The sequence below is a fragment of the Rahnella sp. ChDrAdgB13 genome, assembly GCF_017655185.1.
Lineage (GTDB): Bacteria > Pseudomonadota > Gammaproteobacteria > Enterobacterales > Enterobacteriaceae > Rahnella > Rahnella contaminans.
The window spans coordinates 15,502-38,084 of record NZ_JAEMGT010000014.1 but is presented as its reverse complement, the minus strand read 5'-3'; the positions used below and the strand labels follow the sequence as shown (position 1 = coordinate 38,084).

At 44.1% G+C, this 22,583-nt stretch carries 17 protein-coding genes and 1 pseudogene; all 18 read right to left on the bottom strand.

The window, feature by feature from the left end; genetic code table 11:
• Window positions 1-5 precede the first annotated feature (5 nt).
• Window positions 6-1,022, bottom strand: coding sequence for a polysaccharide pyruvyl transferase family protein (locus J8X26_RS05465; RefSeq protein WP_165059130.1), 1,017 nt, complete (start codon window positions 1,020-1,022; stop codon window positions 6-8).
• A gap of 4 nt (window positions 1,023-1,026) precedes the next feature.
• Complete coding sequence (locus J8X26_RS05460; RefSeq protein ID WP_165059128.1) at window positions 1,027-2,265, bottom strand: glycosyltransferase; 1,239 nt, start codon at window positions 2,263-2,265, stop codon at window positions 1,027-1,029.
• A gap of 48 nt (window positions 2,266-2,313) precedes the next feature.
• Complete coding sequence (locus tag J8X26_RS05455) at window positions 2,314-3,339, bottom strand: cellulase family glycosylhydrolase (RefSeq protein ID WP_165059126.1); 1,026 nt, start codon at window positions 3,337-3,339, stop codon at window positions 2,314-2,316.
• An 80-nt stretch (window positions 3,340-3,419) separates the two neighbouring features.
• Entirely contained in the window at window positions 3,420-4,616 is a 1,197-nt protein-coding gene (locus J8X26_RS05450) for an O-antigen ligase family protein (protein WP_208950335.1), read from the bottom strand.
• Between the two features lie 156 nt (window positions 4,617-4,772).
• Complete coding sequence (locus J8X26_RS05445) at window positions 4,773-5,762, bottom strand: glycosyltransferase family 1 protein (protein ID WP_165059123.1); 990 nt, start codon at window positions 5,760-5,762, stop codon at window positions 4,773-4,775.
• Between the two features lie 14 nt (window positions 5,763-5,776).
• Complete coding sequence (locus J8X26_RS05440) at window positions 5,777-6,934, bottom strand: glycosyltransferase (RefSeq protein ID WP_165059121.1); 1,158 nt, start codon at window positions 6,932-6,934, stop codon at window positions 5,777-5,779.
• Window positions 6,935-7,023: 89 nt separating this feature from the next.
• A complete protein-coding gene (locus tag J8X26_RS05435) occupies window positions 7,024-9,195 on the bottom strand; it encodes a polysaccharide biosynthesis tyrosine autokinase (protein ID WP_208950334.1) in 2,172 nt (723 codons plus the stop codon).
• 18 nt (window positions 9,196-9,213) lie between these two features.
• Complete coding sequence (locus J8X26_RS05430) at window positions 9,214-9,648, bottom strand: protein tyrosine phosphatase (protein WP_208950333.1); 435 nt, start codon at window positions 9,646-9,648, stop codon at window positions 9,214-9,216.
• Between the two features lie 2 nt (window positions 9,649-9,650).
• The gene (locus tag J8X26_RS05425; protein WP_165059116.1) at window positions 9,651-10,784 is read right to left on the bottom strand and encodes a polysaccharide export protein; all 1,134 of its coding nucleotides are present in this window, start codon (window positions 10,782-10,784) and stop codon (window positions 9,651-9,653) included.
• A 97-nt stretch (window positions 10,785-10,881) separates the two neighbouring features.
• Window positions 10,882-12,312, bottom strand: coding sequence for an undecaprenyl-phosphate galactose phosphotransferase WbaP (gene wbaP / locus J8X26_RS05420; protein ID WP_165059114.1), 1,431 nt, complete (start codon window positions 12,310-12,312; stop codon window positions 10,882-10,884).
• Window positions 12,313-12,482: 170 nt separating this feature from the next.
• Window positions 12,483-14,573, bottom strand: a complete 2,091-nt coding sequence (locus J8X26_RS05415) for a YjbH domain-containing protein (RefSeq protein WP_244370355.1) — start codon at window positions 14,571-14,573, stop codon at window positions 12,483-12,485.
• A complete protein-coding gene (locus tag J8X26_RS05410; protein WP_165059111.1) occupies window positions 14,573-15,316 on the bottom strand; it encodes a capsule biosynthesis GfcC family protein in 744 nt (247 codons plus the stop codon). Before J8X26_RS05410 ends, J8X26_RS05415 begins: the two co-directional genes overlap by 1 nt.
• Window positions 15,313-15,969 carry a YjbF family lipoprotein gene (locus J8X26_RS05405; RefSeq protein WP_152327710.1) on the bottom strand — a complete coding sequence of 219 codons (657 nt, stop codon included), beginning with the start codon at window positions 15,967-15,969 and terminating at the stop codon, window positions 15,313-15,315. The genes J8X26_RS05410 and J8X26_RS05405 overlap by 4 nt, the downstream gene beginning before the upstream one ends.
• 74 nt (window positions 15,970-16,043) lie before the next feature.
• Window positions 16,044-16,259 carry a hypothetical protein gene (locus J8X26_RS05400; protein WP_152327709.1) on the bottom strand — a complete coding sequence of 72 codons (216 nt, stop codon included), beginning with the start codon at window positions 16,257-16,259 and terminating at the stop codon, window positions 16,044-16,046.
• A gap of 265 nt (window positions 16,260-16,524) precedes the next feature.
• Window positions 16,525-17,220, bottom strand: coding sequence for an EAL domain-containing protein (locus J8X26_RS05395; protein ID WP_165059109.1), 696 nt, complete (start codon window positions 17,218-17,220; stop codon window positions 16,525-16,527).
• Between the two features lie 88 nt (window positions 17,221-17,308).
• Window positions 17,309-17,812, bottom strand: a complete 504-nt coding sequence (locus J8X26_RS05390) for a helix-turn-helix transcriptional regulator (RefSeq protein ID WP_259229273.1) — start codon at window positions 17,810-17,812, stop codon at window positions 17,309-17,311.
• A gap of 1,129 nt (window positions 17,813-18,941) precedes the next feature.
• Window positions 18,942-19,712 carry a hypothetical protein gene (locus J8X26_RS05385; RefSeq protein WP_165059107.1) on the bottom strand — a complete coding sequence of 257 codons (771 nt, stop codon included), beginning with the start codon at window positions 19,710-19,712 and terminating at the stop codon, window positions 18,942-18,944.
• A 130-nt stretch (window positions 19,713-19,842) separates the two neighbouring features.
• Window positions 19,843-22,537, bottom strand: a pseudogene (locus J8X26_RS05380) (cation-transporting P-type ATPase).
• Between the last annotated feature and the right edge of the window lie 46 nt (window positions 22,538-22,583).

Genomic DNA, 22,583 nt, shown 5'->3' with positions numbered 1-22,583 from the left:
ACATATCACTTGCATTTTGAAAGTATATCAATACCAGCCAGCAGACGTTCTACATTATTATTAAACTGATTATCCTCACTCAAAAAACCAGGATGTTTTCTGGCAGCTAAGAGGATATTGGCTGCATTATCGATAAAGCTATTATCAAGATTTAATTTAGTGGCTTTTTCAATGATTTGAATACCTTTATTAGGGATCCGGTATAAGGCAAGACGTGTCAGGTCATGATAGTGAGGCCACCATTTTTTATTCTTCAGCTCACGCTGTTTTTTAAAATAACTCACGGCATACTCAACGTCAGCATCAGGTAAATGGTATTTCTCGCCATAAACATATAAGCCCTTATCACGCATACACTCACGCAATGAACTGCTACCCAGAACAGTTGGCCTGTAAGGAAGGTTTATTGTCTGAGTCCAGTCTAGCCATTTGAATGTGTTGATCTGTGAAGAAGTAATCAAAGGAACCCAAGGTACACGCATTGCATCTGCAATAATCGCAGCATGCATGGCATCCGCAAGCACCAGTTTGGCATTTCGGATTTTTTGAATAACGGTCTTCGCATCCGACTGTGGATTCACAAACTCAACCCCGGCCTGCTGACAAACCTTTTCCCACTGCCCCGTGACGAGCGCATGGTGATGAGGAACAAAAATCACCCCCTTACGTTCAGCTTCTGTGAGGGGTTTAACCTCGGCGAGCGTGTTTAACAGCGCGGCGCCATCGGTAATAAACTTGTCTTTCGGCAATCCCAAAATTTCAGCACTGAGCGGCCCCCTGACACACAGCGTTTCCCAAGAGCTGTCACCAAAGTTAGCCGGTGGATAGCCATAACCCACCCCGCTGGAGAAGACATACCACTTTTTAGCAGGCGGCATAGCGGAAGTAATAATGGTGCCAATACCGGATACCCTGACGTTCTCATTGTCATCAAAAAAGCCAGGAAGTAGTGCATCCCAAATCCATGCGTTAAGGTCGTCCCCAAAATTCCCATGCGCAGATTTATAATAGTAAATTTTCAATTTATCACCGGTTAATATGTAAAGGCAGGCCGAGTAGAATATTTAACATCCTGGAATAGGATTTATCCTGATCAAATTCGTTATCAATTGTTTGTTTCGCATTACGACAAATATCCGGCAACACACCGGGATTATCGATTATTTCAGAGATGACACCTGCAATGCTGGCGGCATCATTTTCATTGACCAGAAAACCAGACACGCGATCTTCAATAAGCTCAGGGATGCCACTGTGAAACGTCGATATCACAGGTATACCGATTGCCATTGCTTCCATCAGTGCAACCGGGATCCCTTCCATATCACCATCTGACGCCGTGACGGAAGGTAGTAAAAACACATCCGAGTTATTTAAATATTCAGAGACAGTTTCTTGCGTCTGCGCACCTAAAAAGGCAATTTTGTCACCCAATCCAAGATTGGTGACCTGAGATTCAAGTTCTTTTCGCAGAGGCCCGTCCCCGATAATGGTGTAATCAAAGTCAACGTTTTGCTGTTTTAATAACAGGCAGGCATTTATAGCGACGGAGATGCCTTTTTTTTCTGTAAGTCTGGCGATAGAGAGAAGTTTTATTGGATAACTAATAGTAATTCGTTCTTTATAAATGAATTTACTAATATTCACGCCCATTCTTATCACGTGTGTTTTATTTTTTATTGCAGGTGTTAAGGCTATCTTACTCGCCCACAACTCACTCACCGGAAAAATATAATTTGCATCATTGAATAGCTGTTCATAATCGGAATGAAATAAATTCAAAATTCTTTTTTGAGAAATATCATTACCGTGAAAAACAGCAGCTATTTTCCCATCAACAAAACCCAATCTTTTTAGTTGGTTTAACAACGCTGCTGTAGTTCCAAAATGTGCAATGTTTATGTCGGATTTTATTTTCCTGCTATTCTTTGATAAAATTTGGGATAAAATTAGAGTTTTTGCATAATATCCATATTTTTTGAAATTCAAGCTTTCAAATGCTTTTTTATTTGTAAGTGCACCGGTAGCAGCAATAACTCTGGTAATGAGTTTTTGTCCCTTACTGTCTGGTTCTTTATCCAGAAGAAATCTTACTTTATCTAATATGCGATACTGGGTAAGTGACTTGTGCTTAATGTTGAACTCACCAGGGAAAACTGACACGACTTCAACATCGATCCCTTTTTTTATAAAATACGCAATTTGATTAATAATAAATGTCTCTGATGCCACTGGGAATTTATAGACAAAAAACGAAACCTTCATAAATAACGTCCTTTAAATAACAGCTGCAACAATACTAAACAATGACTGTTACTTTTCTATTGATATACTTTTAGAAGCATTTTTTATAGCATCTGCTGTTGATTTTTCACTCAAATCTCTATTAAGAATACCGAAATTATGTTCACGATAATTTTTATTATTCCCATCATTAATAAAATCGTACCACCATACACCTTTAATATAAGGTTTAGTTTTAGCCAGGAGGATATACTTATAGGCATAGTCAGCAATTTCTTGCTGTGTGAGAACAGGCTTTTTATCAGAAGTTGGGAAACCCATCTCAGTTATATACAAAGGTATAGGTGAAGTTCGCTTTGCCAACACCATCAGGTCCTGTTGAGTCTTATCAAGCATTTTTATATTGAATTCGGGGATTGAGGCTCTTTTACTTCCCCACGTATAAGGATGCACTGACAGGCCATCAATATAATCCAGGATGCCCAACTTGACGATTTCTTTACCCCATCGAATATCAATATAATCCATAGGGTTGAAAGAACCGGCGATGACAGTCGCCTGCGGATTTTCTTTTTTAATAACTTTTGAAACAACTTCCACTAACTTGACGTAGTTTTTGGCAGACTCATCATTATTAGCTCCAGGTTCTACCCTGTTGGACCATTCATTCCATATTTCAAAGACAGAAGCCTTACCTTTGAAATGCTCAACAGTCCATGCTGCATAGTTAGAGAAAGCAGAAACTTGCTCGTCAGTTATTGGCTTTCCTTTTCCATATAATTCGTTTCCATAATCTAGTATAACAACAGGATTAATTCCGTTTTGGTAAGCAATGTCGAGCACTTTTTCAGTTTTACTATTCGGTGCAGAATATTGTCCTTTTACCTTTTCCACAGAATCCCATTTATAATCTGTTCTTAAGGAATTTATATCATACTTCTTCATTAATGAAATAAATTCCTCAGGGGTACCATAGAAACCATCGGGGTGTACACCCACACCGACATTAAACGCCAAAGCTTGGTTTATTGATAGAAGAACAAAAGGTACAATTAGAGTGACATTCACGCCCCATCTCATTACCTTATTAATCATCGCGCCCACCTTTTTCTGAACTTTGGCAAATGTAATACATTAAATTTAACTATAATCATAGCTCAAAATGAATCGTATATTTATTTAAGGGGGTTTTCATTGTTAAATATTCTTTTAAAAGTAAATCGATTATGCGACATACAAATTCCAATTAACACCCAGTAATAAGGTCTCATAAAACTAGATTCAATTATAAGAACTATCATTGATATAAGTAATGAGAAGTAAATAACAGTTCCTTTAAACAACACGGCTTCATTAGCAAATAACAACCTATGATGCCATATCAACCATATAATCAGTGCCATCCAACCACATGTAGCCGCCATTTCGACGTAAAGATTGATCGCTGGAAGCCCGAAGGGATTTAAATACCACGGTAGGGAATTGTAAAATGGATAGGCACTTTTATTACTTAACGTATACTCGGTATAAGCACCAATCCCAACCCCCCAAAAATGTTCTAAGGCAACATGATAAGCCATTTCAACTCTGTACCATCTGTTACCCACACGGTCTTTCAAACCATCTAAAACATCACCCGACATAAAAACATTTCTAAAGGTAATAGCAATCAAATCATTGTTTGTTTTAGCATAAAAATAAAGACCCACGAAACCAATAAACATTATAAGTAAAGAAATTGATATTTTTAACATCTTGTTCTTTCCATGTAACGATATGACGCAGGTACCAATTAGGAAAACTAGAAGTAAATTAGCACTTTTGGTTGTATAAATTGCAACGATACATAAAAAAATATCAAAAAACTGTGCTTTGGGTATTTGTATTTTGTTTTCTTTTTGGAAAAAATTACATAAAACGATCACAACATATGGTATTAAAGCGATGGCGAAGTAAGAAGGTTCATAATAGAGAAAGTGCGCCCTGTCTTGCAAATGTGCGAAATAAAAAATTGCACCACAAACAATTTGAAAGCGGTAAGAGTTAAATAGCCCTTTCAAGGTAGCAGAATAATCATTCTGAGCAAGATGTTTGAATACATATGAAATAAAAAAGAAATTAAAAATTATCCATATTAAATATCCAGCGGACTTACCGAAAGCATAACTAAACATAACCGAGGGAGCACAACATAAAAAGAAAACCAAAACAAAGAAAATATTTTTGTCAATGGATTTGTTCTTAATTATTAATGCAACTCCATATATGACCATCGGAATAAGTGATACCCTGAGCCCCATAAAACTTAACAGGTCAACACTCGTACACAATGAAAATGCAAATGACGTAAGTTCTATTTTATTAAACTTCATAACCCATCACTTTTTTTGATCTCGCAGGCCGATTATTAGCTTATTTTTTCGTCAAGCAGTTAACTCACACCATAACTTTATACAGGAAAGATTCATATCCTAACCACTTAGTAAAAAATAGATTATGTCAGTTTGTAGTAGTACAGATTTCACTTTCTATTTTCTTAATTTCGTAAGAGAATGATTAATTAAACTTACAGTTTTATCCCAGGTGAATTGCCTGGCACGATGCAGGCCCTTAATCTGTAGGTCATTAACCAAAACCTTATTATTTATCAGAGAATTTATTCCTCTTGCTATGTCCTCGACAGATTCAGGATCAACCAGAACTGAATAACCTTCAGCGATTTCTTTAAGTGCTGTCGTGTTCGAGGCCAACGTAGGTACACCACAAGCCATTGCTTCAATGACAGGTAAACCAAAACCTTCGTATAACGATGGCATTAGCAATGCCCTAGCACCACGATAATAAGATGGCAATTTTTCTTCATCGATATAACCGGTAAAATAAATATCGTCTGACAAATCCAGAGAAGCAATATATTCTTTTAACTCAGGCGTTTCTTTTCCTGTCAAAACAAGTTTGATTCCATATTTGTCTTCAACAGTGGAGTATGCCTTTATTAACCTTTCTTCATTTTTATGTAGCTTCCTGTTACTTACACATAAAAAGTATTTGTATCCGGGCTTAAAAACATCTCCCTCAGGTTTAAAATCTTTAGATACTCCATTTCCAACTACCACAATTTTTTCGGGAGAGACGCCTGCCCATTCAGCTATCCTCCTTCTTGAGAATTCAGATACGGTAAATATTAGCAACGATTTCTTGCAAGCCCGCTTTAAAACAAAGTCATAATAAATAGTTTTTAGATAACTATCATTTCCGCTGATATCAATATGATTTAAATCATGGATAGTAATAATACTACGATTGACAAATAACCAGGGTGCATTGAATCCGGGGGTGAAATATATTGATTTATTATAAAACAGATACCATGGAGTGACTAAGATATCTAAAGGACTGGTGGGCTTTATATTTAGTTTTATGTATCCGTCGAAGTTGACACGCTTCGTTATTTCTGATGAAAATCTTCCAATCCCATGGCCGCCTTCCCATCTTTTATCGAATATTATTTTTTTCATTACCCCCCTTTTAATTAAGACAATAAATCATTCCATTTATTGACAATATTTTTTGTTTCAAAGTTGTTCAATATAAATTTAAAATGCAGGTTACTTTCTAAATAGTTCCGGATTAATAAAGTAAGTTGTTCTTCATTATCAAATAAAAAGCCTTGGTTATCTGACAGTAATTCAGGAATCCCACCGACTTCCTTCGCTGCGACAGGAACCTTTCTTGCCATACTCTCAATGATCACCCTGCCAAATGGTTCATTCCATTTTGATGGCACAATTAAAAGGTCCAGGCAATCAAGAAAGTCATTTGCAGGCACATTGCCCAGGAACTCAACGTTCAACTTACTTTTCCTGGCTTCATCAGAAAGATGGAGTATGTAATCTTTATCTCCATCACCTGCTATTTTCAAACTAATATTTTTTGTTATACAGTCAGGGAGCTTACTAAGCGCTGCAAATATCAAATCTATTCCCTTTGTTTTATGAACGCGCCCTAAATAACCAAAATTTATTATTTTTCCATTAAAACCATTATATTGCCTTTCCTTTAAAACATCTTCCAAACAAATATTATAAATAACATGTTGTTGTGCGTTTTTGAAATACCCGCTTCTTATATGTTCATCCAAGACAAAGCGACTAATACCAACTACATCATCCACATACTTTGAGTTGGATTTTTTAAGAATAGTCATGCTCTTGCACAATCCACATTGACTACCGCAATTATCTTCCTTATACATATTTGCGTTTACACATAATAATGTATAACTCCTTAAGATATGGATAGTCCGTATTCCTTTTTCCTTTGCAATTTTCCAGGCCAGTGAAGATATATCCTCTATCGTACTGGTAATAAAAATTTCTGGTTTTACTTTTTCTAAAATCGCGCCAATCTTATTTGCAAATGAAATGTTATTAGAATCCACAACATGCCAGATTAGCTTCTTAACTCTAGATACTTCTTTGTTTTTCATGGACCAATATAAATTAGAATACTTAACCCTGTTAACATCTATGCTATTAACCTGATCTTTATAATCAGCATCACTGACAGCAAGTACTTCAACTTCATAGCCTAAACTTGACAATTGTTCAGTCAACAACTTAGTTGAAATTTCGCCCCCCCCGGCGATATCAGGATAATAACCACGACAAGCAACAAGAATTTTTTTCATTTTTTGGCCTGAATTTCTTTATGCGTTAATGTTTAAGACAAACAACCCTCATTCATCAATTAAAGTATCGATCTGACATAAAATGCATACTATTCGTCAGATATTTTATCCGAATATTCATAGCCATAATGATTGTATCCGTAGCCGTAATAATTACTGGCTTTTTTTACAACCCCGTTAAGTATACATCCTTTAATTTCAACGCCACTTTGTGCTAAACGTCTGATACTTACTTCCATTTCTTTTGGAGTATTGACCTCAAATCGTGCCACCAGCAACGATGTGCCAGCATAGCGTCCAATGACAGCCGCATCTGTGACAGCAAGAATAGGGGCAGTATCAATGACAACAATATTGTAATTCTCAGCAGCCCATTCGATTAACTTATTAAAGCGCGAATGCATTAATAACTCGACAGGATTCGGGGGTACCTTACCACGCGTAATATAATCAAACCCGACACTTGGCAAGGTTTTAACACCCTGTTCGATAGTGGATTTCCCAGCAAGAATATCAGACAGACCATGCTCCAGACTACCCTTGAACAGTTTATGCACATAACCTTTGCGCAGGTCAGCATCTATAAACAGTACGCGCTGATTTCCCATGGCTAACAATGCAGCCATGTTGCTGCTTATAAATGTTTTACCTGCATTCGGGCTTGCACTGGAGATCATTAAGACATTATTTTTAGCTTCCATCATGGCAAAGTGCAAACTGGTACGCAGCCCGCGAATTGCCTCCATTGCCAGGTCGGCAGGATTTTCTTGCGCTAAAAATAATAAGTTGTTTTTGTTCTTTTGGTTTTTTCCTTTTTTTGATATTGATTCTTTAACAATCCACTCAGACAGAGGAACGCTTGCATACACATTAATGCCCAATTCTTCTAACTGTTCAGGTGACTCGATACCTCTGTGCAGGAAAATTCTTAACAGGACAATAGATAATGAGAATATTCCCCCTAAAACAATCCCTATAAATATAACCAAAAGCTTTCGCGGTTTTATAGGTTTAGGCTCAGTCATCGCGCTGTCAATTATTCTTACATTACCAATAGCACTTGATTCTGCAATGCTCAATTCCTGCTGCCGGTTCAGCAATTGCATATAGATTGCCTGACCGGATTCTACGTCACGACTCAATCGCAACACTTCTTGTTGGGTTGCTGGCATTCCGGAGACGCGCTTATTGAGCTTCTCTTTTTCTTCCTCCAATGTCTGGCGTTTTTCCATAAGCGCCTTATAGGTTGGATGCGATTTGGTATAAAGCTGAGAAATTTCAGCCTCACGGAAAGTAAGCTCATTTAATTGATTATCAACATTTACAATCTGGTCTAAAGCCGACTTTGCTTCCAGTGACAGGTCAACAGAATCACTTTGTTTCCTGTAAGTATTTAACTTATCTTCCGCAATATTTAAATCGCTACGGACTTTGGGGAGTTGTGTATTTAGAAACTCGAGGCTTTTCGCATCCTGAGCAGCTTGACGGGCGATATTTTGTGCAAGGTAGTTCTCGCTGATACTATTTAAAACAGCTTTAATTAATTCAGGATCATCGCCTGTGAATGTCAAATTAAGGATACCCGTATTCTTCCCCTGATCTTCCGCAGAGAAAGAACCCAGAACTTTGTTAATGGCATCCAGATATGTCAGATAGTTTACTGTAAAACTAGTTCCTGGCGGTGCATCCATTTGACTAACCACTAATGAGATGCCTTTACTTTCGATAAGCTCACCGACGGTTCCTTTTAAATCGATATCATTACCGGTGATCTTAAAATGATGTTTATCAAGCACCGTAAGCGTAATTTCAGGACTTTTACCGGCGACATTTTGCAGATAAAGTCGACTCACGGTCAACTTACCTTTCGGCTGTCCAGTCAGACGAGCCCAACCCCTTCCAAAAATTGGGAAGTAATCTTGTTCAACATTTGCCTGTAGATTCAGATCCTGGACTGTTTTACCCAATATCATTCTGGACTGTAAAAGTGCGACTTCCGGCGCGGAATCAGGCTGACTGTCTGGCAACATCTGACTGATGCTATTAATGAGGGCATTGCCTTGTTTTTGTTCAACCTGAATCAGAGCATCAGCCTGATATATTGGAGTGGCAAATAAAGCATATACTACTGCCAACACCGCAAATATTGCGGTTAAGATAATAATAAGTTTTCTATGGTCAAGTAATTGCCCAATTAACTTACCAAGTTCAATTTCACCCGAGTGTGAACTTTCTGACTTCAAAGAAATAACAGATGACATGCAATAGATTCCTAATTTTTATCCACCCAGTTTAATTGCCCAAGTCTGGCAAGCTCGGTCAATTAGCTGATAAACAAAGTTGAATGCTTCCTGGCTTTGGAGATATGGATCGGGAATTTCTTTTTGCTGCAGCCAGTGCCCCAGTAGCAAAGTCTTACCACGAACCTCCGGAGCCATACGTGTGACAGATTCAATATGGCGTTTTTCCATCACGAGTATCAGATCATACTGACGCCCAAGTTGCTTGGTAAATTGCCTGCCTTTATGCCCATCCAGAGCAACACCATAATGCTGTGCAGTCAGTAATGCCGTTTCGTCAGCGGGATATCCCACTAATGCTTTGACACCTGCAGAGTCTATTTTTTTATCAGGTAATAATTGACGTAATATACGTTCTGCCGTTGGAGAGCGGCAAATATTTCCCGTGCAGATAATCAGCAATGAATCAAACATTCCTAATTCCAGTTATGAATATATCGTGCAGTTTCGGTCATACTATTAACCCCGTTAATAGTAGGAACCAGCTGAGATATCACGCGGTTCCAGCGGACAACCGGTGCGGCGGTAACATAAACAATATCGTACGGCTGTAACTGGAATTCAGTACTCATCACCATTGCGGAGGCATCTTTAGCATTCAGCTGATAGATATTGGCGATTTTCCCCTGTTTATTATCCTTAATCTGGCGGATAACAAATATCCCCGACGCATCCGACATCACCTGTGAAACGCCGTCGGCATTACCTAATGCTTCTGCCAGAGTCATCCCGCTGCGATCCATTTTAAGCGTGCTCTGTTTCCCGACTTCACCCATGACAAATACTTTCAGGTCATCATTACGTGGTACGTAGAGAATATCGCCCGGAAAGAGCAACTGATTTTGGGTTAAATCCCCTTTCTGCATCAATGCTTCAAGCGAGATGCGACGGTCCTTCCCGTTATGAGTTAATACGACATTACGCCAGTCTGCGTCCGGCGCGAGCCCACCCGCGGCGTTGATGGCATCGATGACGGTCAGGGGAATATTGGTAATCGGCTGCTGGCTCGATTTCACAACCTCACCACTGACATAAACTTTTTGCGAGCGGAAAGACGCGACGCTGACATCCACCTGCGGACTTTCAATATACGTCGCCAGACGGCTACTGATCTCCTCACGAACCTGAGAGACAGTTTTCCCCGCCACGGCGACTTTACCTATGTATGGGTAAAATATCGTGCCATCGGTATTGACCCAGTTACCCGTATCACTGGCACTGCGGTACTGACCGGCCGGGGTGGTCAGTTCAGGATGATCCCACACAGTAACCATCAGAACATCACCGGAACCAATACGGTATTGGTAGTTTTGCAGTTGCATATCCAGCTCTGGATTTGGCCGTGCCTGAGCAACGATCGGACGCAGCTGATCCACCAGGCCGGGCGTCATCGGATACACGTTAACTAATTTATCAATGTCATAATTGCTATCAGTAGGTTGAACAACATCTTTGTCCATGGTACTTAACGACTGCCCTGGAATAACCGTACATCCGCTCAGTAACAAAGCTCCGAATAATGCAGAAATCTTAAACGTTTTATTTTTCATAAAATCCATATCATGTGGTTCAACAGAAATTGATGTTGGCCATGACGCTAATAACTAGCAGCCAATACATGAGGGTGATGCATTATTTAAATGACTGTTAATAAGCACCGTCTTTTCTAAGCACAACACTTACTGTTTTAAACAAGATGGCGATGTCATTCCACATCGACCAATTTTTTACATACCAGGCGTCAAGATAGACGCGGGTTTCGTAATCCACATCACTGCGACCACTCACCTGCCATAATCCGGTCATTCCCGGTTTGCTCAGCAAGTAATAATCCACCTCATCACTGTAACGCTCCAGTTCAGCGTTAATAATAGGCCTCGGACCAACAAGGCTCATCTCTCCTTTTAATACATTAAATAACTGCGGCAATTCATCCATGCTGGTTTTACGCAATAAATGTCCGATGCGCGTAATACGTGGATCGTTTTTCAGCTTAAATGTCTCATCCCACTCGGCGCGTGCTTCCGGGTTATTTGCCAGCAATTGCTCAAGCACTTCCTTGGAATTGATTACCATTGAGCGGAATTTAAGACATTTGAAAGGACGCCCGCCTTTACCAATACGCTCATGGCCATAAATTGCCGGGCCGCCATCTTTCCTCACTTTGAAGCTGATATACAGCAGCAGCGGAGACAATATGGCAATAATCCCCAGTGAAGCCACAATATCGAAAGCACGTTTCAGGAAGCGTGATGACCATTTCGCCAGATTCTGATGAACACGTAAGATCATCACTTCGTGGCTGAAAATAAACGACATATCCGTACTGTCGAGCGGCATGCCGCGCAGGGTCGGGATCACCGAGACATAACGGTAACCGTGGATCATAAAGACCCGTAGCCAGTAGTTACGGATATCGCTCTGGTGTGCTTCCACAGCGACAATAAACTGGGTTTTCTTGTCGCACGGCGTTAATAACCACAGGTCATCGCAGAATATGATCGGAATGCCATCAATGCTGTCCCCCGGCTTGTCAGTCAGTTCGCTGGAAATAAATCCGGTGACGTTCAGCCCGAGATTCTTTTCGCTTTGAATCGCTTTGTAAGCCTCGTGAGCATTTTTACCGGTACCAATAATAATGGCATCGCGTTGCCAGATACCCAGAACCGTTAATACACGCTTAGTCATCATGCGGGCACAAGGTACAAATATCAGCACCAACAGCCAGGTGAGGATCCACATATAACGGGAAAAATTCCACTCCGCGAAAGCCATTACCGCGATCTCAATAACGGCAAAAATGACCAGCGTGCGTAAAATTTCTTTCAGTTCAAACCAGAAGGTTTTGCGGTAGTAATAATGCCGCAAGCGCATGCAGAACCAGCCAACACAACAAAATGCCAGCGTCCAGTGTAATAAAACCAGGGCAGTAACATGTTGAGCGGGAATATAGTCATCAAACTCTTTGAGCATGAAGCTCAGTAATATTTTTGCGACATAAATCGACAGGGTGAAACTGACGAAATCAGAAAGAGCAAGAAACAGGCTTGAGTAAAAATTTCTGGTGAGAAATGTCATATTTCCCTCACAACAAGTATCAAAAAATAATTATTACCTGAGGACATCAGGTTAATAGGCTTATAATAATTGACTTCATTAACTGTCCCCTGACATGCTGACATATCAGAAAAATAATAAATAAGTCATTTTGTAGGTGCCTGACTGTTGCAGTCAGACACAACCTTTCATTAAGGCAACTGCGGCGTATCTCTGTCTGAAGTAATACCGTACAAGCCGTACTGTCTGCCCAGCATCTGGCCACCATCACGCGTCAGTGGTGTCCAGCTGACCACTGGCGTGCTACGTGTCGGTTTGACAGTCAGCAAGTCCAGCGGAACAGAGATGTAGAAGCCTTTAGTAAAGGAGCCTTCACCGTATTCCTGTTTAGAGACATTCGTCAGCGTCGCATAAGCTCCCACGGTGACACCGCTGTCAAAGCGTTTGGAGAGATCCAACGTGCCGCCTTTGTCTTTAGCCAGATATTGCCCGACACTCATTTTCACCAGCACATCATCCATAAATGCCGGCCGCCAGTAGGCTGTAAGGTTGCCGGTTGCGGCCTTGTAGTTAGTGAAGCGCATCATGTCGTCCCAGTCGCGCTGTTTGACATAGTTGGCATCAATACCCAGTGCCCAGTCAGAATCCAGTGGCCGGTAGAGCACTTCGCCCCCGACGCCGCCGTACATCATCTCCAGATAACCGCCATAAAGCTGTCCGTAGAAACCGTTGCCCAGATAACGGAAGTAGTTGGCTTGCAGGTTATTCACATAGACATCGTTCTGAACGTATTCACGGATATGCGTTCGTACGCGTGGCAGAGAAGAGTCATTACTGACGCCGTCATAGCGGAACTTATCGTAGTTATTGGCAACGTTGCCAAACACGCCGCCATCGACAAGCAGATGATCTGTCAGCCAGTAGTTGGCATCCGCCAGCACCCCGATCTGATACATATAAAAGTTTTCAGGGCCGCCGACGGATTGTCTTAATACCGGCGACAGGCTGTAATTAAACCGGTCCTTGCCGATAAAGAATCCCTGACCGACGTCTGTGACCGGTTCAATCCGTTGCTGGTTCAGGGACTGTTCCTGCCCCAGCGGATAACCCTGTTGCTGCTGACGCAGGCTCGCCACGCGGGTACGTGTGGTGACCATCGGCATACCAAAGCGGTTTTGGGTAACATCCAGTGTGTCGACATTCTCCGGCAGATTATTCAGCATGATGAGATTGGCACGCTCTACGCCTTTGGACGTATTACGATATTTATCCTGCTGACCCGTAACGTTGAGGGTGTCGTCACGGATGTCGATACGCGGTTCGCTAAACCCGGCATTGCCTTTCAGTTGGGCCAGTTGCCCGGTCGCGACGCTGTAATTAACCATTCCCGCACTTTGCGGCTGCGGCTGATAGGCAGGAACCGGATCATCAATCTGATGAGGAACCCAATCGTTCATGTTACTGCGCAGGGTAAACCCGAACATAAAGGTATTGCCACGCTCGTAGCTGGCGTTGACATCCATCCAGCTTGCCAGGCGATAAACAGCACCGAAGTTAAACTTACTGTTCTGTTTTAGTGCCCCGGCAAAATCATCGCGGTAGTTATTACCATCGTATTCCATCTTCAGGCGCAACGGCTGCCAGGGGGTCTGATACTCCACGCCGCCGAATACCCCTGCAGGCCCGCGGAACATATCATTGAGTGAAATATCGCCGGTGGAATGGCTTTGCGCGCGGGTACAATATTTATCGCTGGCTTTGCAGAAAGGGTTCGTGATATTGCCGCTGTTGCCGATATAACCCCAGCCTACCCCCAGCGTAAAATCTAGCGGTCCGGCCGCTTTACTGGCGACCAGATACTCACTGTCAAACAACCCCGTGCCGCCGATATCGCGCTTGCCCACCGCGAACTGCGGAAGATAGTAGCCCTCTTCCCACAGCCTTAATTTCACATCGAAAGACTTGTCTTTATAGGTTTGATTGCCGCTGAAGTTTGGATCACTACTGTAAAGCCGGTCACGCACGTCGGTATAACGCAACGTGGTCTCCAGCCAGGGAAACAACGCCATCGAGACCGAATAAAAACGGTAGGCATCATTATCGCGGTAGTTGGCACTGAACTCCCCTTCTTTGGGGACCCGCGCCGTCGGTGTTTGTAAAAGTCCCGCGCCGCCGAAATCGGACTGTGAAGGACCAAGGGGTTCATCATACGTTTGCGCACGGACGGAATTAGCGTAAACCACGGACACAGCAAGCAGGCTGAGAAGATATTTTGGTTTCATCATTCAGGGATCCGGTGCGCCAAAACAGAGACGATGTGCTGATTAAGGTTTTTAAACTGGCGCGGCAGCGTCCAGTCAGAAAAACCGACCCAAATGATACTGCCCGGCTGGGCTTCAGCGTGGCGATAATTCCAGTAGGCGACCGGCGCGACCCGGATGGTTCCATTGGGATCAATCACCACGGCTTCATTCAGATTGGCACCAGAAAGAAATTGATGGTCTGCGAGATATTCACGAATCGTACGTCCTGCAACCCACGGCTGTTTTCCCGCCCCACTCACCGCACCCAGCAAAAACACGCTGTTGGGATGCGTTGCGGTATAGACGCGATAATCCCCCTGTAACTGGCGGTTAGCGGCATTGTTGTTGAGGATCAAATCCGCATCCATCGGGGTAAACTGACGACCGGTAACCTGCAACCCCTGCAATTGCTGAATGACGCGGTTAATGGTCTGCTGCGTATCGCCACTCTCCGTGGCACGCCAGGCCTTGAGCTGGTTCTGCATGTACAGATACTGTTGCTGCGCCTCAGGCGTTTCGGCAGGCACAGCAATCACGGTGCCGGGCGACCAGGATTGGCGGATCAGGTCGGACTCCGCCATCATCTGGCGCATATCTTTAATATGGCTGAGTACCTGGGCAGGCTGCCCCTGAGAGGCGCTGGTGTAAACGGCCACGTTGCCCTCGGAAAATGCCATCCCCGGCAAGGCGCTAAAAATGAATAAAAGCGTTTTTATTTTCATGCTGGTGGGATCCCCGCATTGGCAGGTTTGAGCAATGTCATACTCACCGGCATATCTGCTCCCAACCTCTGATTGCTCTTGAGCACTAATCCACTTTGCGGATCTACCCAGAAAGTGTTTTGCCAGCGGTCACCCGTGGCCTCAAGCGTCACATCCTCGCGCCACACCTGACAGGCGACAACTCTTCCGGGAAGTGTCAGGGTTTCGTCGCCCTGACGGCTGAAACGGGATGTCACAACGGATGACAATGGCTGCCGGTTCTCCGTCCAGCGCATCAGACTTGTCCAGCCCGCCCCTTCACGCAAATTTGTTGCATGCAACAGCGGGTCTTGTTGCAGATTGGTGACTTCCAGCAGATCCCCTTGCAAATAACCGGTCGACCGAACCAGGCGACCATTTTGGGTAATAAATACGACCTGGTCGCCGGTACTCCATTTTTCAAAGCCATCCTGGAGATAGCCGACAACAAAGATTTGCGCAGACGTAGGCAGTTTTAAATAAATGCTGCCATAAGGGATAGCGGCAATTCTTTGGGGTGGCACCACAACATCCTGCGGCCCTTTAATGGCAACCTGAAAAGTATCAACCAGACTGTTTTGCGAGGGGGAACACGCTTGTAACAAGAGGCAGAGGAACAATAAGGAATAGCGCACAAGTGATTCCCTATATCTTTATTATCATGTGGGAAAATAACCACACGGATGTGTGGTTATAATTAAGTGACTTATTAGCGTGAGGTTGTGGTGGTAGTTGAGGTGTTAGTGTTGCTGTTACCATTACTATCATCGTTACCTACAGCAATCAGACCTGCGGCTAATATTGCACCGCTGGTACCGACCACTGCCGCCACTGTTTCCCCTTTGCTGAGTTCAGCAGCAGATGTTGTCTGCGAATATAGCGGCAGTAGCATCAGGGAAATAACAGAAAACATGAATTTTCTCATAATTACTCCTCTTCAATTGACAGACGAATTGTTCACCCAATAACCAATGGGCCCTTTGAGTATATCAATAGAAAATAATTATTGTACAATTTAAGACCGGTATATATTTTAGCAATGCTACCGCCCCTGGTTTACGGCCACCAATTTGCCAAAATATTTATCCAATAATTTTCCGCGCAAGGAAGCCTCGCCATTAAATATCAGGCGAAACTTCCTTAGCGTATTCAGAGATCATTAATTCTTTAAAAATTTATGACGATAAAATTCAGCTATTAGAGAAAAAAGACTGAATTAGTTCCTCCTGATTATAGGAGGACCACAATACTCCTTGCATGGCGTGAATATTGCTGCCCGTTAAATACTCTACATGTTGTGCATTTTCGACACCTTTTACGATAACGCCCTGGCAGTAAGGTGTGAGGTGTTCAATCGTTTTTCTAAATGACTGGGTTCCCTGGTGTTGCCAAAAAAAACTTTCGTCGATCTTTATATATTCAAACGATTCGTTCATAACCAGTGAAAGGCTGGTGTTCCCGGCCCCAAAGTTGTCCAACCATAAAGTACAAAATGCTGATAACGACCGGATAATCTTACGCGGAGCTTCTTGCGTAAATTCCGGAAAATTCTGATCCACTTCCAGCCGGATAAAGCGATGTTGTTCTAAAACGTGACATAGTGCTGTGTTGCTAACGATATGACAGGCGATGTCATAATCGATATTTACAGATAATAAAAAGTCATTATCGGTAAATATATTGGCATTGATGCAGGCAAGAGTGACCTGGTTGAAAAATACTTTTATTTTATCTTCAGGAGATAAATTATATTCATAACCAGCAGAATCAGAGCGATTTTCTACTTTGTATGATCTTCTTACTAATTCGAAACCCAGCAAGCCACCGGATGCTGTGACGATAGGTTCAAAAATATGTCCCGGATAACCACGTGTGACCGATTGCATACCGTCCCCTGAGATAAACAGCAGTAGCCGAATAAAACTGATTCAAAGTAGAAATAATCTTTACTGCTCTTTATTTTTATCGGGTAACTCAATTCCCTACCGCATGTCGGTGCAAAAAGAACAATGCCGAGCTGCTGCTGGCATCTACACCAATTTTTCTTAGCGAATTGCATTTGTGCACGCTGATGGTTTTCACACTAAGTTTCAGTATATTCGAGATGCTGGTGACAGAAAGACCGGACATCATCATCACCAAAACCTTCTCTTCCATTCGCGTGATATTGTAATTAAACGCCTCCTTGTTAATCGGCGTGCCACGCAGCTGGATAAACTGTTCCACGGCATTCTCCACGTCGGATAACTCTTTTTTCTTCTTCAGAAATTTAAATTCTTTTTTCAGAAGAAGCTCAAGCATCAGGACATCCACCGCCGAAGACACAATGAGTATCCGTTCCGGGTCCAAAACATTCAGATTCTCTCTCAAAAACTCGTAGCATTTGTGGAAACCGCCCGCTGACGGGTCAATGATCAGATAATCCTTTGTATACAATTGCACCTGTTCGCTCTGGTCAAAGGAAATGACACCGTTCACGTAAGGCACCTTCTTGGAGATTATTTCTTTCAACGCCAGTTTCGTAAACTGGCACTCACTCCAGATAATTACCCGAGGCATTGGGCCGCCTAATTTTGTGGTTTTAAAAACGCTAAAACTCTACTCCGAGAGAACGGGGGAGAATAAAGCACTTTCAGAACGATATAAAGAAAACGAAGTTTACCTGCGTTTTAATTCATATTTTTCCTTTCCAGTGACTGTATGTAGAGTAATACGCAGCGGAAACTCTTCAAATCGTTTTTCTCGCTCATAATCACGAGCAACAATAGGTTTGACCGATCGATTTACACATTCTTATCGTTATTAACCCACCTCCGACCTAGGCGAATTCTTACTTATCTTCCTAATGGCACACAGAAATGTGAGCTATACGACGCTTTTGACTGATATGACTGCAAAAATCTAAGAACTATCTTATTAGGAACTAATCGCATTCTCAGGAATTTGTTTACACCCGATTTAGTCTAAATATTTACACTACAACAGAGCATTATTCTTTTTTAGTGCAAATTTTGGTTTTAATTTTCACCAAAATTAAACACCCGTATTTCAAAACTGGGTTGTTTTCTTAAAAACCCTGTTAAAAATCTAAACTATTGGAATTTAATCCAACTCTGTGGCACAAAATTACCTTTTTTCTTATTCAGATAATTACCTAGGAGTTACCTTAAAAAGACCACAAAATATACTTACTGCTTTATTTTCAGGCCAATATAGGATTTTTATTACTTAAATTCATTTCCCCAACCAAGAATAATCCTAATCGCGATGGCATTAATTGCTAAATAAGGGTGAAGATTCGGGCAGATGACCGCAGGAATACGCCTGTAAATCCCCTGCAGGCAGAATGAACGGTAATAATGCGCTGACGGACAGTCATAAAAAAACCCGCCTCATGGCAGGTTTTTTGCGGGCTAATTAATCGATTTAACGGTGCTTAAACACGGCCTGTATTATTTTTTCCAGCCAGCCATCACTTCACTCATCTAAAAGGGTTTAAGAATGTAATCATCCGCACCGCTTCGCCGGTCATCACGTCATCTTCAACCAGCAGTATTCGCATCGGTAATCTCGTGGAAAGAATCGGTTTCAGGACTGACGCACGCCTTTACTGAGCCATTTTCCTTTCAGTGAACGTGAGATAACCCACCAGGCCGATAATGGCGACGAGAAACAGGCAACTCGTTCCGGTCGTGCCCAATCCGAGGCCGCCGTTATCCGGCGTCTGAGCCAGCAGGTCGCCGCAGGAAGCTCCAAACGGACGGGTCAGCACATAGGCAATCCAGAAACACAAAACCGCATTCATCCGCAGCAGATAATGGGCACAAGCGGTAATCACAATCAGGCCACCAAACGCGATAGCGGCAGTGGAATATCCCAGATTCATGCCTTCGGCCACCCAGTCACCCGCAGCGGTTCCCAGTGCGAAAGTGAAGAGAATAGCTGCCCAGTAAAACAGCTCTCGTCTGACTGTATCAATCTCATGAATCGACAAGGTTTTTTCGTTTTTATACCAGATGCTGAACGTGACAATCAGCAGCGCGCCAAACATCACGGTGGAGAAAGCCAGCGGCACGTTGAAATTGTCGGTGAGGTTATCGGTGAGCAGTGTGCCAAAAACGCTGATCAGCAACACCGACATCCAGTAAAGCGCGGGGACATAGCGTCTGGCTCTGATTTGGAAGAACAACGAAATCACCAGCAAAATGCCGGTCACAACCGACGTATTAGTCAGCCCGAAGTTCAGATTCACGTTGAGGAAATCGGCAGCCGTTTCACCCACCGTGGTAGACATCATTTTGATAAGCCAGAAAAAAAGGGTAATTTCCGGCACTTTGTTTGCCCAGTTAACTTTTTCCTGCGTTGCCACGTTTGTCATCGTAAAACCCGCCCAGTTGGAGATAAGTCAGGCGAGTATTTCACGGGTTTCTTAAGGGCAACTTAGGGCGTGCAAACAAATCCCAAAAACCTGAACGGCTACCTTCGCCGTTCAGGATGTGGGTTTCTCTCTAACTCTTACGCCAGCTGCGCGTCAGCACTTTCTCTATCTCGACAATCACGAACAGCGCGACGCCGATCAGCAGCCCGATGATCCAGTAGATAAACGGCAGCGGACGCGTGCCGAACAGCGTGTTCATCAGCGGCACATAGATAATGATTGCCTGAAGCGCGAACAGCACAACGGTGACAATCCAGATCCCTTTGTTTTCCAGCAGCCCGCGGCTGAGGGAGAAGTTATCCGAATCGCGACAGTTGATCATGTAAACCCACTGCGCGGTCACCAGCGTCTGCAAGAGCACGGTACGGATAAACTCCGGTTCATAACCGCGCGGTTGCAGCCAGGCTTCCAGCATGAAGGCGCTGACGGAAATCAGCAAACCGACGAACGCGACGCGCCAGATGGCGTATTTATCCATTACATGCGCGCTGACGTTACGCGGCGGACGGCGCATCACGCGGCTTTCCGCCTCTTCAAACGCCAGCCCGAATGACAGCGTGGCTGAGGTTGCCATGTTCATCCAGAGAATTTGTACCGGCGTTAACGGCAGAAAATTACCCATCAGAATGGCAATAATAATCAGCAACCCTTGCGCCAGGTTGGTCGGCATAATAAAGAGAATGGTTTTTTTCAGGTTGTCATAAACCCGGCGCCCTTCCCTGACCGCGTTGGCGATGGTGGCAAAGTTGTCATCCACCAGGATCATGTCCGCCGACTCCTTGGTCACCTCCGTCCCTTTGATCCCCATCGCGATCCCGACGTTCGCCTGTTTCAGCGCAGGCGCATCGTTCACGCCGTCGCCGGTCATCCCAACGATTTCACCGGTTTCCTGCAACGCTTTTACCAGCCGCAGTTTATGTTCCGGGCTGGTGCGGGCGAAGATATCAAACTGCGTCGCGGCAACCCGCAGCTGATCGTCATTCATATGCTCAAGTTCATACCCGGTGATCGAGTTTTCGCTGTTGCCGATCCCGAGCATTTTACCGATCGCCATCGCGGTTTCCTGATGGTCGCCGGTGATCATCTTGACGCGGATCCCCGCCTGCTGACATTCACCGATCGCCACAATCGCTTCCGGACGCGGCGGATCCATCATGCCTGCAATGCCTATCAGCACCATGCCGTGGCTGAGTTCCGGGTGATCGAGCGCCGTCACCGGCTGATCTACCGGCTTCCAGGCCGCCGCCACCATACGCAAACCTTCGCTGGCGTATCGGGTGATTGCTGATTCCCAGTACGCATGATCTAACGGAACGGCACCTTCCGGCGTCTGCTGGTACTGACAAAGTTTCAGCAAAACATCCGGTGCGCCGCGCCTCCCCGTTTTTATCGCCCGCCACCGCCATATATTTGTAGAGTGAATCGAACGGAATTTTGCTGCTCAGGTTAAACGGCAATTCCGGTAAATGCGCCTTCGCAGCCAGCACTTTCAGCGCGCCTTCCGTCGGCCCGCCGGTAATGCCCCAGTGGCCCTGCGCGTCCTGTTTTAACGTACTGTCGTTACAGATATCGACCGTGCGAAGAAACTGCGTCAGCAGCGGCGACGAGTCTGGCGGCACCTGCGCTGCCGAACCGGCAAGAGAAAAACTGCCCATCGGCTCGTAGCTGTTGCCTTCGACGGTCCAGACGTTATCCGCCAGAATCACCGCTTTCACGGTCATTTCATTCATGGTCAGCGTGCCGGTTTTATCCGAACAAATCACTGACATCGCGCCGAGCGTTTCGACCGTCGGCAGCTTGCGGATAATGGCTTTCGACCGCGCCATCGCCTGCACGCCAAGCGACAAGATGATCGAAATAATTGCCGGCAGCCCTTCAGGAACGGCGGCCACGGCCAGGCTGATGACCGAGAGCAGCAGCTCGCCAAACGGAATATCGCGCAGCAGGAAACCGAAGATCAGCAGCGCCACCATCATGAACAGAATGATGATAAAAATGGATTTACCCAGTTTATCTATCTGCACCAGCAGCGGCGTTTTATTGTCTTCAATCGAGGAAAGCATTTCATTGATGTGGCCGAGTTCCGTCTGGCCACCGGTGGCAAACACCACGCCGCTGGCAGTACCGGAGCTGACGGTCGTTCCCGAGAACGCGAGGTTTTTGCGGTCGCCGATGGATTTCTCGCCTTCCAGCGAATCGGTTTTTTTCGAGACGACGGTAGATTCACCGGTCAGAATCGCCTCTTCAACGCGCAGGTTATGCACGTCAATCAGGCGTAAATCGGCAGGAATTTTGTCGCCGGGGCGTAACTGAACAATATCCCCCGGCACGATTTCGTCGGTTCCCACGGTAACCTGTTGTCCACCGCGTAATACGACAGCCTCACTGGAGAGCATATTCTGGATGCTCTTCAATGATTTTTCAGCGTTATTTTCCTGGATGAAGCCGATTAGGGCATTAATAACTGCCACCGCTAATATCACCAGCGTATCGACCCAGTGCCCCATTATTGCGGTGACCACGCCCGCCGCCAGTAATATATAAATCAGGATATCTTTAAAGTGAGAGATAAACTTAATAAATAATGACTTACCTTCTTTTTGTGGCAGAACGTTAGGGCCGTAATGTTGCAGTTTGTTTTTGGCTTCTTCGGGTGTCAGCCCGGCTGGCCCGGATTGCAGCCCGGCCAGGCTCTCTTCTACTGTGTGCTGATACCACAATTTTTCCGATGTTTTATCCCCGGAAACTGGTGCTGGATTATTCATGATGCCTGACTCCTTGACCCCTGAAATGGTTCATGAATGAAGCGGA

Bases quoted from the DNA above. Each gene is read 5' to 3' on its own strand.
- J8X26_RS05460 (WP_165059128.1), bottom strand. From the start codon at position 2,265: ATGAAGGTTTCGTTTTTTGTCTATAAATTCCCAGTGGCATCAGAGACA.
- J8X26_RS05455 (WP_165059126.1), bottom strand. From the start codon at position 3,339: ATGATTAATAAGGTAATGAGATGGGGCGTGAATGTCACTCTAATTGTA.
- J8X26_RS05450 (WP_208950335.1), bottom strand. From the start codon at position 4,616: ATGAAGTTTAATAAAATAGAACTTACGTCATTTGCATTTTCATTGTGT.
- J8X26_RS05445 (WP_165059123.1), bottom strand. From the start codon at position 5,762: ATGAAAAAAATAATATTCGATAAAAGATGGGAAGGCGGCCATGGGATT.
- J8X26_RS05440 (WP_165059121.1), bottom strand. From the start codon at position 6,934: ATGAAAAAAATTCTTGTTGCTTGTCGTGGTTATTATCCTGATATCGCC.
- J8X26_RS05435 (WP_208950334.1), bottom strand. From the start codon at position 9,195: ATGTCATCTGTTATTTCTTTGAAGTCAGAAAGTTCACACTCGGGTGAA.
- J8X26_RS05430 (WP_208950333.1), bottom strand. From the start codon at position 9,648: ATGTTTGATTCATTGCTGATTATCTGCACGGGAAATATTTGCCGCTCT.
- J8X26_RS05425 (WP_165059116.1), bottom strand. From the start codon at position 10,784: ATGAAAAATAAAACGTTTAAGATTTCTGCATTATTCGGAGCTTTGTTA.
- wbaP (WP_165059114.1), bottom strand. From the start codon at position 12,312: ATGACATTTCTCACCAGAAATTTTTACTCAAGCCTGTTTCTTGCTCTT.
- J8X26_RS05415 (WP_244370355.1), bottom strand. From the start codon at position 14,573: ATGAAACCAAAATATCTTCTCAGCCTGCTTGCTGTGTCCGTGGTTTAC.
- J8X26_RS05410 (WP_165059111.1), bottom strand. From the start codon at position 15,316: ATGAAAATAAAAACGCTTTTATTCATTTTTAGCGCCTTGCCGGGGATG.
- J8X26_RS05400 (WP_152327709.1), bottom strand. From the start codon at position 16,259: ATGAGAAAATTCATGTTTTCTGTTATTTCCCTGATGCTACTGCCGCTA.
- J8X26_RS05395 (WP_165059109.1), bottom strand. From the start codon at position 17,220: ATGCAATCGGTCACACGTGGTTATCCGGGACATATTTTTGAACCTATC.
- J8X26_RS05385 (WP_165059107.1), bottom strand. From the start codon at position 19,712: ATGACAAACGTGGCAACGCAGGAAAAAGTTAACTGGGCAAACAAAGTG.